9 protein-coding genes are annotated in these 14,712 nt (G+C 70.3%); 7 read left to right on the forward strand and 2 right to left on the reverse strand.

Annotated features, from left to right (window positions below; all coding sequences use genetic code 11):
• Positions 1–24: 24 nt before the first annotated feature.
• Both ACIP6N_RS14710 and ACIP6N_RS14715 read left to right on the forward strand, forming a co-directional pair.
• Positions 25–516 carry a MarR family winged helix-turn-helix transcriptional regulator gene (locus ACIP6N_RS14710; protein ID WP_401815663.1) on the forward strand — a complete coding sequence of 164 codons (492 nt, stop codon included), beginning with the start codon at positions 25–27 and terminating at the stop codon, positions 514–516.
• Positions 513–1,955 carry an MFS transporter gene (locus ACIP6N_RS14715; protein ID WP_401815665.1) on the forward strand — a complete coding sequence of 481 codons (1,443 nt, stop codon included), beginning with the start codon at positions 513–515 and terminating at the stop codon, positions 1,953–1,955. The genes ACIP6N_RS14710 and ACIP6N_RS14715 overlap by 4 nt, the downstream gene beginning before the upstream one ends.
• A gap of 29 nt (positions 1,956–1,984) precedes the next feature.
• Here the strand turns inward: ACIP6N_RS14715 and ACIP6N_RS14720 are convergent, their stop codons facing one another.
• Positions 1,985–3,589, reverse strand: a complete 1,605-nt coding sequence (locus tag ACIP6N_RS14720) for a CehA/McbA family metallohydrolase (RefSeq protein WP_401815667.1) — start codon at positions 3,587–3,589, stop codon at positions 1,985–1,987.
• Between the two features lie 302 nt (positions 3,590–3,891).
• On the opposite strand from ACIP6N_RS14720, the gene ACIP6N_RS14725 reads away from it, so the two are divergent.
• From ACIP6N_RS14725 to ACIP6N_RS14745, 5 genes are all read left to right on the forward strand, one after another.
• The gene (locus ACIP6N_RS14725; protein WP_401815669.1) at positions 3,892–6,630 is read left to right on the forward strand and encodes a bifunctional FO biosynthesis protein CofGH; all 2,739 of its coding nucleotides are present in this window, start codon (positions 3,892–3,894) and stop codon (positions 6,628–6,630) included.
• Between the two features lie 92 nt (positions 6,631–6,722).
• Positions 6,723–6,914: a hypothetical protein gene (locus tag ACIP6N_RS14730; RefSeq protein ID WP_401815671.1), complete on the forward strand. Its 192-nt coding sequence runs from the start codon at positions 6,723–6,725 to the stop codon at positions 6,912–6,914.
• 115 nt (positions 6,915–7,029) lie between these two features.
• Positions 7,030–10,227, forward strand: a complete 3,198-nt coding sequence (locus ACIP6N_RS14735) for a glycoside hydrolase family 2 TIM barrel-domain containing protein (protein ID WP_401815672.1) — start codon at positions 7,030–7,032, stop codon at positions 10,225–10,227.
• An 824-nt stretch (positions 10,228–11,051) separates the two neighbouring features.
• A complete protein-coding gene (locus tag ACIP6N_RS14740; protein WP_401815674.1) occupies positions 11,052–11,390 on the forward strand; it encodes a MerR family transcriptional regulator in 339 nt (112 codons plus the stop codon).
• A gap of 259 nt (positions 11,391–11,649) precedes the next feature.
• Complete coding sequence (locus ACIP6N_RS14745) at positions 11,650–12,768, forward strand: ADP-ribosylglycohydrolase family protein (RefSeq protein WP_401815676.1); 1,119 nt, start codon at positions 11,650–11,652, stop codon at positions 12,766–12,768.
• A 129-nt stretch (positions 12,769–12,897) separates the two neighbouring features.
• Here the strand turns inward: ACIP6N_RS14745 and ACIP6N_RS14750 are convergent, their stop codons facing one another.
• Entirely contained in the window at positions 12,898–14,520 is a 1,623-nt protein-coding gene (locus tag ACIP6N_RS14750) for a sodium:solute symporter family protein (protein ID WP_401815678.1), read from the reverse strand.
• Between the last annotated feature and the right edge of the window lie 192 nt (positions 14,521–14,712).

Below are 14,712 nucleotides of genomic sequence, written 5' to 3' on the forward strand. Positions count from 1 at the left end.
CTTGGGTATTTTACGGTCATCGGCATGATCGAAGTGATCGAAGTGGAAGGGCGACGAAACCCCGCCGAGGTCGCTGTGCGCCTGTCCGTGGCGGTCACCCGGCTGCGGTCGCGGCTGCGGGAAGAGGCGGGGATGACCTCGTCCGGTTTTACGATCTCGCAGCTCGCGATTCTCCAGCGGATCATCGAGGGCGGCCCGGCGACCGCCGCGGCGCTGGCCGCGGCCGAGCATGTGAGCCAGCAGGCCGTCGCGCAGAGCGTGGCCGCCCTGAAGGCCGGCGCGCTGGTCGGGACGGAGCGGGACACGGCGGACCGGCGCAAGGTGCTGATAAGCGCCACCGACGAGGGCCGTGAGCTGTTCGCGTCGCTGCTCGCCTCGCGCGAGGCGTGGCTGGTCCGGGCGATCGACGCGATGGTCGGGCCGGACGAGCGCCGCGATCTCGACGTCACGATCGAGCTGCTGGAACGGCTGGCGGCGGCGGATCCGGAGCAGCGGACCGGGACCGGCCTCCGATGACGTCACCGGGCGAGGACGGAAACGACGACGCACCTGACGGAGCTCCGGACAAAGGCTCCGGCAATCCGTTCTCCTGGCGTTACGTCACCCCCCTCCTCATGGGATCCGCGCTCAACCCCGTCAACAGCTCGGTCATCGCGACCGCCCTCGTCCCGATCGCCGTGTCCCTGCACGTCTCCGTCGGCCGTACGTCGGTGCTCGTCGCCGCCCTGTATCTGGCCTGCGCGGTCGCGCAGCCGACCGCAGGGAAGCTGTCCGAGGAGTTCGGTCCGCGACGGGTGTTCCTCGCCGGGATCAGCATCGTCTTCCTCGGTGGTGTGCTCGGCGGGCTCGGGCAGAACCTCACCACCCTGGTCGTCGCCCGCGTACTCATCGGCATCGGGACGTCGGCCGGATACCCGTCCGCGATGCTGATGATCCGGCGGCGCGCCATGGGGGCGGGCCTGGACGCGCCGCCCGGTGGTGTGCTGGGCGGGCTGGCGATCGCGGGGAACGTCACGGCCACGGTGGGGCCGCCCCTCGGCGGCCTGCTGGTCGGTGTGTTCAGCTGGCGCGCGGCCTTCCTGATCAATCTCCCGCTCGCGGTCATCACCCTTGTCCTGGCGCTGAGTTGGATTCCCCGCGACGCCGCCGTCACAGTTCCCCGGCGGGCCCGCGAGGTGGCCGCCCGTATCGACGTCATCGGCATCGTCGGCTTCGGCGGCGCCATGACCGCGCTGTTGGTGTTCCTCCTGGGGCTGCCCCACCCGGACTGGCTCGCCCTGGGCATCGCGGTCGTGGCGGGCGCGGCCCTGGTCCGCTGGGAACTCCGCGTCGCCACACCCTTCTTCGACGTCCGGCGGCTCACCTCCAACCCGGCGCTGACCCGTACGTACCTCAGGACCGCACTGACACTGCTCGGTGTGTACACCGTCCTGTACGGCGTCACCCAGTGGATACAGGCCGCGCGGGGCGTCTCGGCGGAGACGGCGGGACTGCTGATCGTGCCGATGGGCGCGGTGGCGGCCTTCGTGACGTGGCCGATCTCGCGGCGGAACCTGATCAGGGGCCCGCTGATCGCCGCCGCGCTCTCCATGCTCGTGGCCTCGGTCGGGATCCTGTTCCTCACGACGCACAGTCCGGTCGTGCTGATCCTCGGTGTGACGGCGGTGTTCGGGATCACCATCGGCACCACGACTCCGGGCAATCAGACCGCCCTGTACACGCAGGCCCCGGCCGACCAACTCGGCACGGCGTCAGGGCTCTTCCGTACGTTCAGCTACATCGGCTCCATCGCTTCGTCCACGCTCACCGGCATCGTCTTCAGGGACCGCGTCACCGACCACGGCCTGCACCTCATCGCGCTGATCCTCATCGGAGTCGGGGCCGTGGTGCTGGTGATGACGGTCGCCGACCGGCGGTTGACGACGCCCGCGCGCACGGCCACCGCTTCGCGGTAGTCACGCGGTGGCGCGGGCGCCGGGAAGGCTCACTCGCAGAGGAACACCGGGTTCGTGAAGGCCGCCAGCGGGCCCGGGAGGTCCGGCAGCGTCGGAGCGTGCCGGACTTCCGCACGTACGTAGGCCGCGTACTGGGGAGTTGTGGTCCACTCGACCGTGCCCGTGCCCGACGCCGGGAGCGGCGCGGTGTGCAGCGTGCCCTGGTCGGTGACGAAGTGGGCCGTACAGGACGGGGCGCCGGTGACGTCCAGCCGTACCGTCACGGGGTCGGCCGCCGCCACCCGCAGCCGGTCGCCGATGCCGGCCTGCTTGCCCCGGCCGCCCGACGCGGTGAAGGACAGCGAGACCTTCGCCGACTCGGCCACGTAACTGTGACCCGCGCGGATGCCCGCCAGGATCGATGTACGGCTCAAGTCGTCGGCCAGGACCACTGTTTGCGGACCGCCGATCGCGTCCGGGGCCTTGTGGGCGTCGCTGTTGCCCATCGCCGGGGTCCACGGTTTGCCTGAACGGGCCGCAGCCACCAGGGTGTTGTCCCAGTCGGCGAGGGAGACCTCGTCGTCCGGGGTGTACGGGCCGTTCCACACCTCCACCGCGTCCGCCTCGCCGAAGCCGAACTTCCAGTTGCAGCCGATGCAGGTGGCGTGCGGGTGGGCGGGTACGACCAGGCCGCCGGCCTTCCGTACCTCGCGCGCGAAATGGCCGAAGCGGTTGTCACGGGCGCGGTAACGCCAGTCGATGAGCGTGCCCGGGTCGGTGGAGAGCGCCAGCACGTGGCCGTTGCGGGTGGTGATCTCCTCGCCGACGAGGATCAGCAGGTCGTCGCTCCACAGACCGTCCCAAGCGCCGTGCGCCGAGTGCGTGTTGTGATCGCTGCTGTGGATGAAGTCAAGACCGGCGGCGCGAGCGAGGTCCGCGATCTCGGCCGGGGTGCGCTTGCCGTCGGAGTGCAGCGAGTGGAGGTGGCAGTCGCCGCGATACCAGGCCCTGCCGCGCCCCTTGGCGCGCTCCGGCGGGTACGCGGGCTTCGGGGTGCTGCCGGGGGCGCCGTACGTCAGTGTGATGGTGACCTCGTACGGCAGGCCGCCGGGCGCCACGGTGTACGGGCCCAGCGCGATGTTCCAGGTGCCCGCGCGCACCGGTCCCGCGATGTAGCCGGGGGTGGCGTCGTCCGCCCGCAGGAAGAACTCCGTACGCGCGCCGCCCGACCAGCCGCGGAAGCCGTGGCCGCCGAGGGCCGTGCCGCGCTCGTCGAAGATGCCGATGTCCAGCGCGTTGCCCTGGGTGCCGGCCGGGACGGTGGGGCGCTCGTACGTGTAGGCGACGCGGATCTCGCTGACGCCTGCCGGAACGCGTACCGGGAGGTAGACGAAGTCGGGGGCGCCGGGCGGCAGTGTGCCGCGGACGGTCCTGGTCTCCGTCCTGGGCGCGTCGGGGCCGGTGCCGGTGCCGTTGCCGTTGCCGTGGGCGGGCGGCGGTGTCGCCGCATTCGCGAAGGTCACGGTTCCCAACGTAAGGGCGGCCGCGGCTCCCGTCGCGAGGAGGCCGCGTCTGCCGAGCGGTGTGTTCTCGGCGGGTTCGGCTCCGGCGCCATCGGGCTGTTCGGCTCCGGCGTCGACGTGGTCGTTGCACATGGACTGCCCCTTCCCCTGCGGTCGCTGGGTCGCGCACTCCCATTCTGCTCGTCGGCCGTGAATGGGCGGGCAAGGGAAGGAGGTTCGCGCGTGGCGGGCAGACGGACGGTGGCGGGCCCGGCGGACGGGCGGTGGCGGGCCGGGAGGACGGGCGAGGGGTACGGGGGCTCCTCGGGCGGGCGCGTGGTTGAACGAATGGCTGAACGCGTGGCCGGAGGCGCTTCCGCCCATCCGGCGTCGCGCACCCGCATGACCTGGGCAGTTTCGGAATACGTACGCGCCCGCCTACGTATGCTCAAAGTATGACGACGCGCGAGCCTGAGGAATCCGGGACAGGACCGATCGACCGGCCGGCCGGAGGACTGAACGGAGAACGGGCCGACCGGCCGACCGGAGACCGGACCGGAGCAGCGACCGGAGACCCGGCCGTGACAGCGGCCGGTGGGCACGCCGGAGCACCGACAGCCGGACAGGGCGAACGGCCCACCGCCAACGCCATGCGCCGCGCGCTGAAGCGGGCGCGGGACGGCGTCGCGCTGGACGCGGCGGAGGCCGCGGTCCTGCTCCAGGCGCGCGGGGACGACCTCCGGGATCTGGCCGGTTCCGCCGCGCGGGTGCGCGACGCGGGGCTGGCGGCGGTGGGAAGGCCCGGGGTCATCACGTACTCCCGCAAGGTCTTCATCCCGCTGACGCGGCTGTGCCGCGACAAGTGCCACTACTGCACGTTCGTCACGGTGCCCGGCAAGCTGCGGCGCGCCGGGCACGGCATGTTCCTGTCGCCCGACGAGGTCCTGGAGATCGCCCGGCAGGGCGCGGCGCTCGGCTGCAAGGAAGCGCTGTTCACGCTCGGCGACCGGCCGGAGGACCGGTGGCCCGAGGCGAAGGAGTGGCTTGAGGCCGAGGGGTACGACGACACTCTCGCGTACGTAAGGGCCATGGCGATCAGGGTCCTTGAGGAGACCGGGCTGCTGCCGCATCTCAACCCCGGGGTGCTCTCCTGGACCGACCTCCAGCGGCTCAAGCCCGTCGCGCCGTCGATGGGGATGATGCTGGAGACGACGGCCACCCGCCTGTGGTCCGAGCCCGGCGGCCCGCACTACGGCTCCCCGGACAAGGAACCAGCCGTACGGCTGCGCGTGCTCGAGGACGCCGGTCGCTCCAACGTCCCCTTCACAACGGGGGTGTTGATCGGGATCGGCGAGTCGTACGAGGAACGTGCTGACGCCCTCTTCGAGTTGCGCAGGACGGCCCGCGCCTACCACGGCATCCAGGAAGTCATCGTGCAGAACTTCCGTGCCAAGCCCGATACGGCGATGCGCGGGATGCCGGACGCCGAACTGGAGGAGCTGGCCGCCACGATCGCCGTGGCGCGGCACATCCTCGGCCCCTCCGCGCGCATCCAGGCGCCGCCGAATCTGGTGGACGCGGAGTACGCGCTGCTGATCGGCGCGGGCATCGACGACTGGGGCGGTGTCTCGCCGCTCACGCCCGACCACGTCAACCCCGAGCGTCCCTGGCCGCACATCGACGAACTGGCCGCGAAGACAGCGGAGTCCGGCTTCGAACTGCGTGAACGGCTCACGATCTACCCGGAGTTCATCCAGCGCGGCGAGCCCTGGCTCGACCCGCGGCTGATGCCGCACGTACGGGCGCTGGCCGATCCCGACACCGGTCTCGCCCTGGAGGGCGTGCACCCCACCGGGCTGCCGTGGCAGGAGCCGGACGAGGGGTTCACCGCCACCGGGCGCACGGACCTGCACCTCACCATCGACACCGAAGGCCGTACGTCCGACCGGCGCGAGGACTTCGACCACGTCTACGGCGACTGGGAGGCACTGCGCGAGGCCGCGGCGCCCGGCATGGCGCCCTCGCGCCTCGACGGCGACGTCAGGCAGGCGCTGGCGCAGGCCGCCGACGACCCGGCGAAGCTGACGGACGACGAGGCGCTGGCGCTGCTGCACGCGGACGGTCCGGCCCTGGACGCGCTGACGCGGATCGCCGACGAGCTGCGGCGCGATGTGGTCGGCGACGACGTCACGTACATCGTCACGCGCAACATCAACTTCACCAACGTCTGTTACACCGGCTGCCGTTTCTGCGCCTTCGCACAGCGCCGTACGGACGCCGACGCGTACACCCTCTCGCTCAGCCAGGTCGCCGACCGCGCGGAACAGGCGTGGGAGGTGGGCGCCACCGAGGTCTGCATGCAGGGCGGCATCCACCCGGACCTGCCGGGCACGGCGTACTTCGACATCGCGCGGGCCGTGAAGGAACGCGTCCCCGGCATGCACGTGCACGCCTTCTCCCCGATGGAGGTCGTCAACGGCGCCTCGCGCACGGGCCTTTCGATCCGCGAGTGGCTGACGGCGGCGAAGGAGGCCGGACTCGACTCGATCCCCGGAACGGCGGCCGAGATCCTGGACGACGAGGTCCGCTGGATCCTCACCAAGGGCAAGCTGCCGACGGCGACATGGATCGAGGTCGTCAAGACCGCGCACGAGCTGGGTATCCGGTCCAGTTCCACGATGATGTACGGGCACGTCGACCAACCGAGGCACTGGCTCGGCCACTTCAGGACGCTCGCCCGGATCCAGCAGGAGACGGGCGGCTTCACGGAGTTCGTGACCCTGCCCTTCATCCACACCAACGCCCCGGTCTACCTGGCGGGCATCGCCAGGCCGGGCCCGACGGACCGCGACAACCGCGCGGTGATGGCGATGGCCCGGCTGCTCCTGCACCCGCACATCCCCAACATCCAGACCAGCTGGGTGAAGCTGGGCACGGAAGGCGCGGCCGAGATGCTGCGCTCCGGCGCGAACGACCTGGGCGGCACCCTGATGGAGGAGACCATCTCCCGTATGGCGGGGTCGAGTTATGGCTCGTACCGGTCGGTCAAGGACCTGATCGCCATCGCCGACCTGGCCGGCCGCCCGGCGAAGCCGCGCACGACGCTGTACGGCGAGGTCCCGGAGGAACGCGTACGGACGGCGGCGGCCTCGGACGGCCACCTGCCGGAACTGCTGCCGCTGTTGCGGGACTGACGCGCACCGGGGACACGGGAGAGACACCTGTCCTGGACCATCACCAGGACCGTACGAACTGGACCGTACGAACGAACGCGGAGGCGGGGGACATGATCACTCTGTGGTTGCTCGGCATCGTGGTGGTGGTCGCCGGCGGGTGCGTGTGTGTGGTGTGGGCGGCGCGCGGCGGGCCCCGCTGGGTGCGCGCCGTCTCGGCCGTGACGCTCGCGGCGGGCGAGCTGGTGCGCCACGACACGAAGAGGAGGGGCCGGCAGGCGGGGGAGAGTCCCGGCGACGACTGACGACGCGGCTTCCGGTCGGCCGCCGCCCGGACGGAATTGGTGCGCGCCCCCTTGTGAGGTGGGGGATTCCGTCGGACGCTGGTGATTCTTGTCGCCTTCCGTTCGGAGTTGTCGTATGACCCCCGCACGACCGACCCGACGATCGATTCTCACCGCATCCGCCGCCCTCGCGGGATGGGCGGCGTTCGCCTCCCAGAAGCAGGCGTTCGCCGCCGGCCGCGCCCCCACCGCTGCCGCGGACACACCGGAGTGGGACTCCAACCCCCAGGTCTTCCAGGTCAACCGCGAGGCCGCGCGGGCCAGACTCGTCCCGTACGCGAGCGCCGAGGACGCGCTGCGCGGGGACTTCGCGAAGTCGCCGTACCACCAGTCGCTGAACGGGACCTGGCGCTTCAACTGGGCCGAGAACCCGGACGCCCGGCCCACCGGCTTCCAGGAACCGGACTACGACGACGGCGGCTGGGACGACATCGCCGTGCCGTCGAACTGGGAGATCCAGGGCTACCGGGAGCCGATCTATCTCAACATCCGTTATCCCTGGGAAGGTTACGAGAACCCGGAGTTTCCGAAGGTCCCGCACACCTTCAACCCCGTCGGCTCGTACCGGCGTTCGTTCACCGTGCCGGACGACTGGGACGGGCGGCGGACGCTGCTCTCGTTCCAGGGCGTGAAGTCCGCCTTCTTCGTCTGGGTCAACGGCGAGCGCGTCGGCTACAGCGAGGACAGCTATACGCCCGCCGAGTTCGACATCACCGGACAGCTGCGCGCGGGCACCAACTCCCTTGCCGTGGAGGTGTACCGGTGGTCCGACGGCAGCTGGCTGGAAGACCAGGACATGATCGACCTGTCCGGGATCTTCCGCGATGTGTATCTGTACGCCGTCCCGCCGGTGCATGTGCGGGACCTGTCCGTACAGACGGATCTGGACTCCGCGTACCGCGATGCCGTGCTCACCGTCACCACCGCCGTACGCGACCGGAGCGGCGGCACGCCCGGCGGGTACCGCGTCGCGGCCGAGCTGTACGACGCGCAGGGCAAGAGTGTCCTCGGACCGCTCACCGGTGACGTGGACTTCGGCGGAAGCGGCGGCGACGCGACCGTCACCCACAAGTCCGACGTGAAGGCGCCCGCCCTGTGGTCCGCCGAGCAGCCGCACCTCTACACCCTGGTCGTCACCCTCACCGACGACGCGGGCACGGCGGTCGACATCCAGCAGACCCGGCTCGGATTCCGCCAAGTCGACTACGGTCCAGGCACGTTCACCCTCAACGGCAAGCCGATCCTGCTGCGCGGCACCAACCGCCACGAGTCGGACCCCGACCACGGTCAGGCCGTCACGGAAGAGCGGATGATCGAGGACATCCGTCTGATGAAGCAGCACAACATCAACGCCGTCCGCACCTCGCACTACCCCAACCACCCACGCTGGCTCGAGTTGTGCGACGAGTACGGCCTGTACGTCGTGGGCGAGACGAACCTCGAGACGCACGGGGTGAACGACCGCCTTCCTGGCTCGCTCCCGGAGTGGACGGACGCCTGCGTGGACCGGCTCCGCTCGATGGTCGAGCGCGACAAGAACCACCCGTCCATCGTCATCTGGTCGCTCGGCAACGAGGCGGGCCAGGGCGACAACTTCCAGGTCATGGCCGACTGGGTGCACGACCGCGACGCCTCGCGGCCCGTCCACTACGAGGGCATGAGCGCGGTGGCCGACCTGGAGAGCCACATGTACAGCTCGCCGGCCGATGTCGAGGCGTACGGGAAGTCGGGCAACACCAAGCCGCACATGCTCTGCGAGTACGCGCACTCGATGGGCAACAGCACCGGGAACCTCCAGGAGTACTGGGACATCATGGAGCGCTACCCCAACCTGCACGGCGCGTTCGTGTGGGACTGGGTCGACCAGGCGATCCGGCTGCCCGTGCCCGGCGACCCGACCCGCACGTACCTCTCGTACGGCGGCGACTGGGTCAAGGACTACCCGACCGACGGGAACTTCGCCTGCAACGGTCTGGTGGCCGCCGACCGCACACCGCACCCCGGCCTCCTCGAGGTGAAGAAGGTCTACCAGCCGGTGACGGTGACCGCCGCCGACGCGTCGGCGGGGAGTGTGACGGTCCACAACAAGCACCTGTTCAGCAGCCTCGACGCGTACGAGCTGCGGTGGTCCGTGCTCCAGGACGGTGTGGAAGCGCAGCACGGCACACTGGCCGCGCCCGACACGGCCCCCGGCGGCGACTCCACCGTCACCATCCCCTGCCGCAGGCCCGACGCGCCGGAACCGGGGGCGGAGTACCTGCTGAACGTGGAGTTCGCGCTGCGCGAGGCGAGCCTGTGGGCCGACGCGGGACACACCGTCGCCGTGGGCCAGATCGCCCTGGACGACTGGCAGGCCCCGGCCCCCGCCGACCCCGATGCGGCCACCCTGCCCGCGCTCACCCTCGATGACGGCGACGCGAGCGTGCGGATCTCCGGGCGTGACCTGGACGTCGTCCTGGACAAGGCGACGGGCACCCTCACCTCGTACCGCTACCAGGGGCAGGCGCTGCTCGCGGGCGGTCCCGTACCGAACTTCTGGCGCGCGGTGACCGACAACGACAGCGGGCGGGACGCCGACATCAAGCTGCGGACCTGGAGGGAGGCGGGCACGAACCGTACGGTCACGTCCGTCGAGGCCGGGCAGCCGGCGCCGGGCGAGGTGACCGTCGAGGTGACGGCGACACTGCCGACGGAGCCCTCCGCGTCCACCTGGCACACCGTGTTCACGGTGCGCGGCGACGGTGAGATCCGGGTACGGCACACCCTGACCGCCCCCGAAGGGCTGCCCGATCTGCCGCTGGTCGGCGTGCTGGTGACCGTACCGAAGGGCTTCGAACGGCTCGACTGGTACGGGCGCGGCCCGCACGAGAACTACTGGGACCGCAAGACGGGCGCGCTCGCCGGCCGCTACAGGTCCACGGTCGACGCGCAGTTCGCGGCCTACTCGAGGCCCCAGCAGACCGGCAACATGACCGACGTACGGCGTCTGACCCTGACCGACGGATCGGGCGCGGCCCTCACCGTCCTGGCCGATCCGGCGGACGACGAGCCCCTGTTGGAGACCAGCGCCCTGCACTACTCCCCGTTCGACCTGGAGGGCCTGGACCACCCGTACGAACTGAAGCGGCGCGCCGAGACGGTGCTCGGCATCAACCACCGTCAGACCGGCGTCGGCGGCAACGACTCCTGGGGCGCCTCGCCGCTGGAGAAGTACCTGCTGCACGCGGGCCGCACGTACACGTACGCCTACCGGCTGCGGCCCGCGGCGGAATAGGACGGCGGGCACCGCGCCCGTTGGGCCCCGCCCCTGGGACTTCTCAGCCCGGCGGGGCCCGATTACCTCACCGTCACACACGCGAAAATCTATGTCGGCTGGAGTAGACATTGGGTGGTGGTGTGGTTATGGTTTCTCTCGTAGCCGAGATCAGCAAGGCCCGGCAGAGACGAACTGGCGGGCAGCGGTACACGCAGTACGCAGGACGGTGCGGTGGTGGAGTTCCGAAGCCAGGGTTGTCGCAGGACGGCGACGGGACTGACGACCGCACCGGGTGGCCCGCAGTGGTCAGGGGCCGCCGTGAGCAGTACCGCGGTCAACGCGGTGGCAGTTCAGTAGGTGCGGTTCGCAGTACCAGCAGTGTGATGTCAGTGGTTCCTCGGTAAAGGCGTCGGCTGCGGGCGCGCGTGCCGGGAGGTTCGGCGGTGGGGTTCCAAGCCAGAGCAGACGCAGGACGGGCGACGGGGCTGGCTGCCGAAGAGTGGCGCTCACTCAGGCCACCAGCAGTGCGCATCACCAGCAGTACAAGCAGTACGCAGTTCCCGTTCGGTAAGTAGTTGATCAAGAGGGAAGAACGGAGGAGTTGAGCGCCATCAGGATCGCCCGGGCGGAATCACAGAGCCCGGGTACCGCAGGACATCGATAGTGAGGTGGTCTCCGGTCACGCATCCGCGATCCCCGCAATCCCCGCCCCTTCTCGGGTGGGCGTGCGGACACAGAAGGCCGGCTCGGCATGAGAGCCGGCAGGTGGTGTAGCAGTTCCTTCGGGGCCTTGGTGCCATACGGCACCAAGGCCCCTCCAGCGTGTTCCACAGAGAGGTGAGATGACAGCAGGAGATTCGTACGGACGTCTCGACGACGACGACTACCCCGCCTACACCATGGGCCGGGCCGCGGAAATGCTCGGCACCACCCAGGGTTTCCTCCGCGCCATCGGCGAAGCCCGCCTCATCACCCCGCTCCGTTCCGGGGGCGGTCATCGCCGCTACTCCCGCTACCAGCTGCGCATCGCCGCCCGCGCCCGCGAACTCGTCGACCGTGGCACGCCCATTGAGGCCGCCTGCCGCATCGTCATCCTCGAAGACCAGCTCGAAGAAGCCCAGCGCATCAACGCCGAATACCGCCGTGCCGCCGAATCGGCGAATCCACCGGCCGTGGCCTGATACCGGCTTTCCCGGCGGCTTCGTCGCTGCCGCTCACACACGTTGCCCGGAACGCTTCAGCGTCCCGGGCAACATCGAGCGGAGACCCGACCCGACCGTCCCCCGGGCGAGAGCTCGCAGGCCGAAGCCGCCGGCGAGTGAAGACATGCCCCAGGGGGTGTCTGAACCGCGGTGATCCACTCAACGGCCTGTTCCCGTTCGATTACAGTGCTGCGCAGTCGCTGGGCGGTCGTCGGCCGGGCTGAGGGGAGGGAGCGGCGTGAGCACACCGTCGGGGGCCATCTGGGGCCGGGCCGAGCAGCAGGACTTCCGCAGCCGGGTACGGGGCTGCCTGCTGGGCGGTGCCGTGGGCGACGCGCTGGGCGCGGGGGTCACCGCGCTCACGCTGGAGGAGATGAGGGCCGCGTACGGCATGGACGCCGTCGTGGACTTCGTCCCCGCCTACGGCCGCCGGGGCGCCGTCACCGCGGCCACGCAGCTGACGCTCTTCACCGTCGACGGCCTGATCCGGGCCCAGGTGCGCCGGGACACCGGCGCCTGGCATCCCCCCAGCGATGTGCACCGCGCGTATCTGCGGTGGGCCGCCACGCAGCACGACTGGGGGCCCGACGTGCGCCGCAAGGACAACGGCTGGCTCGCGCTGGAGGAGTGGCTGTACGTACGCAGGGATCCGGCGCGCGCCTGTCTGAACGGGCTGGGCGACGAGACCATGGGCACGCTCGACCGGCCCAAGAACCCCGGCGCGCAGGACGCGGGCGCCCTCGTACGGTCCGCGCCGTTCGGTCTGCTCGTGGGCTGGGAACCGCAGTTGGTGTTCCAGCTGGCCATGGAGTGCGCGGCCCTGACGCACGGGCACCCGTCCGCGTATCTCTCCGCCGGCGCCTTCGCCGTGATCGTGCACGGCCTCGCGCGCGGCGAGAGCCTGGAGACCGGCGCGCAGCGGGCGCTCGCGCTGCTGGCGCAGCGTCCCGGACACCAGCCGGTCACGGAGGCCCTGCGGGACGCGCTGGGCGCCGTACGGCAGGGGATTCCGGGGCCTGCCAGGATCGTGGCGCTCGGCGCGGGGCGTACGGCGCGGGACGCGCTCGCCGTGGCCGTGTACTGCACGCTCGTGGGCGAGGACGTCCGCCACGGCTTACGGCTCGCGGTCAACCACGACGGGCCGTCCGGCGCCACCGGCGCGCTCTGCGGGGCGCTGCTCGGCGTGCTGCACGGGGAGACGGCGCTGCCGCCCGCCTGGCTGGCGGAGCTGGAGGGCCGCGCGACGCTGCTGGAGCTGGCCGACGATTTCGCGATGGAGATGACGCAGGGAGCCGCCCTGCACAGCCCGGCGATCAACTCCTCTGCCTGGCTGGCCCGTTACCCGCGCGGCGGTTGAACGGGCGCCGGCCCGCGCGGTGGCTGAACGAGCGCTTGCCGGCGCGGCGGCTGAACCGGCGTACGTGATCCGGCTCCCCCCTCCGGAGCCGGATCCCGTACCGGACGCCTGGGACGAAGGCGTCGGCGCTCAGCTGTCGTCGGCCGCGCGGCCTTCGTCTCCGCGCACCTTCGCGTCGCGCTCTCCCGCCTGTTCCGGCAGCGGTCCCGCCTGTCCCGGCAGGTGCAGAGAGGCCTCGGTGAGGCCTGAACCGTCGCCGTCGCCCTGCCCGTTGATGCGGGCGAGGAGCACGTCGCGCTCCGGGGTGTCCTCCGGCTTCAGGAAGCCGATCACGATGTACAGGACCAGCGAGACGGCCAGCGGTACGGAGACCTGGTACTCGAGCGGAACCCCGCCGTCGACGTGCCAGTTGATCGGGTAGTTGACCAGCCAGAAGGCCAGCAGCCCCGCCGCCCAGCTGATGATCGCGGCCGTAGGACCGGACTTCCGGAACGACTTGAGCAGGCCGAGCATGAACGGGATCGCGATCGGTCCCATCAGACCCGCCACCCACTTGATGACAACGGTGATGATGTCCTTGAATGTCGGCGAGTTGACCTGGGTGGCGATCGCCATCGACAGCGCGAGGAACGAGATGGTCGAGATCCGGGCCGCCAGCAGTCCGGCCCGCGCTCCCCAGCCGCGCGCCGCCGAGGACAGGACGGGCGCGATGTCCCGGGTGAAGACGGCCGAGATGGCGTTGGCGTCGGAGGAGCACATCGCCATCGTGTGCGAGAAGAAGCCGACGATGACCAGGCCCAACAGGCCGTGCGGCAAAAGCTGTTCGGTCATCAGCGCGTACGAGTCCGACGCGTCCGGTGCCTGCGCCTTGACCAGCAGCGGCGCACACCACATCGGGAAGAACAGCACCAGCGGCCAGACCAGCCAGAGAATCGCGGAGAGCCGGGCCGAGCGGGTGGCCTCGCGGGCGTTCGCCGTCGCCATGTAGCGCTGCGCCTGGTTCCACATACCGCCGTTGTACTCAAAGGTCTTGATGAAGAGGAACGCCACCAGGAACGTCACCGTGTACGGTCCCGCGGTCGGGTGGGCGTGGCCGGAGGGCAGCTTGTCCCACACCGTCCACAGCGCGCTGAAGCCACCGAGCTTGCCCATGACGGCGATGAGCATGGCGACGCCGGCGAAGAGCTGGATGACGAACTGCCCCAGCTCCGTGAGCGCGTCGGCCCACAGACCGCCGACCGTGCAGTAGACGGCCGTGATGACGCCGGTGATCAGGATGCCCTGGTTGAGCGAGATGCCGGTGAAGACGGAGAGCAGAGTGGCGACGGCGGCCCATTTGGCGCCGACGTCCACGATCTTCAGCAGCAGACCGGACCAGGCGAGGGCCTGCTGTGTCTTCACGTCGTAGCGGTTCTTGAGGTATTCGAGCGGTGAGGCGACGTGCAGCCGGGAGCGCAGCCGGTTGAGCCGGGGAGCGAAGAGTTTCGCGCCGATCCCGATGCCGATGGCGATCGGCAGCGACCAGGTCACGAACGAGGTGACACCGTAGAGGTAGGCGATGCCCGCGTACCCGGTGAACATCACGGCGCTGTAGCCGGACATGTGGTGCGAGATGCCCGACAGCCACCAGGGCATCTTGCCGCCGGCGGTGAAGAAGTCGCTGACATTGTCCACGCGCTTGTGCGACCAGATGCCGATCGCGATCATCACTCCGAAGTACGCGATGAGCACGATCCAGTCGAGGCTGTTCATGTGCCCCCTCCAGGGGTCCGCCTTGTGAACGTCGTCGGCGCTTCGTCAGTACGCCCGTATCAGCGGTGACCCCTGCGGGAGTGGGGACTTGGGGGATTGAACCGCCTGGCGCGGCGATGGGTCAAGGGGTTCGGCGGTCATGAGTGTGAACGCAGGTCACAAAGCCGAACGGTTTTACGGTTTCTTGACCTA

The sequence above is a fragment of the Streptomyces sp. NPDC088725 genome (genome assembly GCF_044751305.1).
Classification (GTDB): Bacteria; Actinomycetota; Actinomycetes; order Streptomycetales; family Streptomycetaceae; genus Streptomyces.

Coding starts and splice junctions, on each gene's coding strand:
- ACIP6N_RS14710 (WP_401815663.1), top strand. CDS start 25: ATGATCGAAGTGATCGAAGTGGAAGGGCGACGAAACCCCGCCGAGGTC.
- ACIP6N_RS14715 (WP_401815665.1), top strand. CDS start 513: ATGACGTCACCGGGCGAGGACGGAAACGACGACGCACCTGACGGAGCT.
- ACIP6N_RS14720 (WP_401815667.1), bottom strand. CDS start 3,589: ATGTGCAACGACCACGTCGACGCCGGAGCCGAACAGCCCGATGGCGCC.
- ACIP6N_RS14725 (WP_401815669.1), top strand. CDS start 3,892: ATGACGACGCGCGAGCCTGAGGAATCCGGGACAGGACCGATCGACCGG.
- ACIP6N_RS14730 (WP_401815671.1), top strand. CDS start 6,723: ATGATCACTCTGTGGTTGCTCGGCATCGTGGTGGTGGTCGCCGGCGGG.
- ACIP6N_RS14735 (WP_401815672.1), top strand. CDS start 7,030: ATGACCCCCGCACGACCGACCCGACGATCGATTCTCACCGCATCCGCC.
- ACIP6N_RS14740 (WP_401815674.1), top strand. CDS start 11,052: ATGACAGCAGGAGATTCGTACGGACGTCTCGACGACGACGACTACCCC.
- ACIP6N_RS14750 (WP_401815678.1), bottom strand. CDS start 14,520: ATGAACAGCCTCGACTGGATCGTGCTCATCGCGTACTTCGGAGTGATG.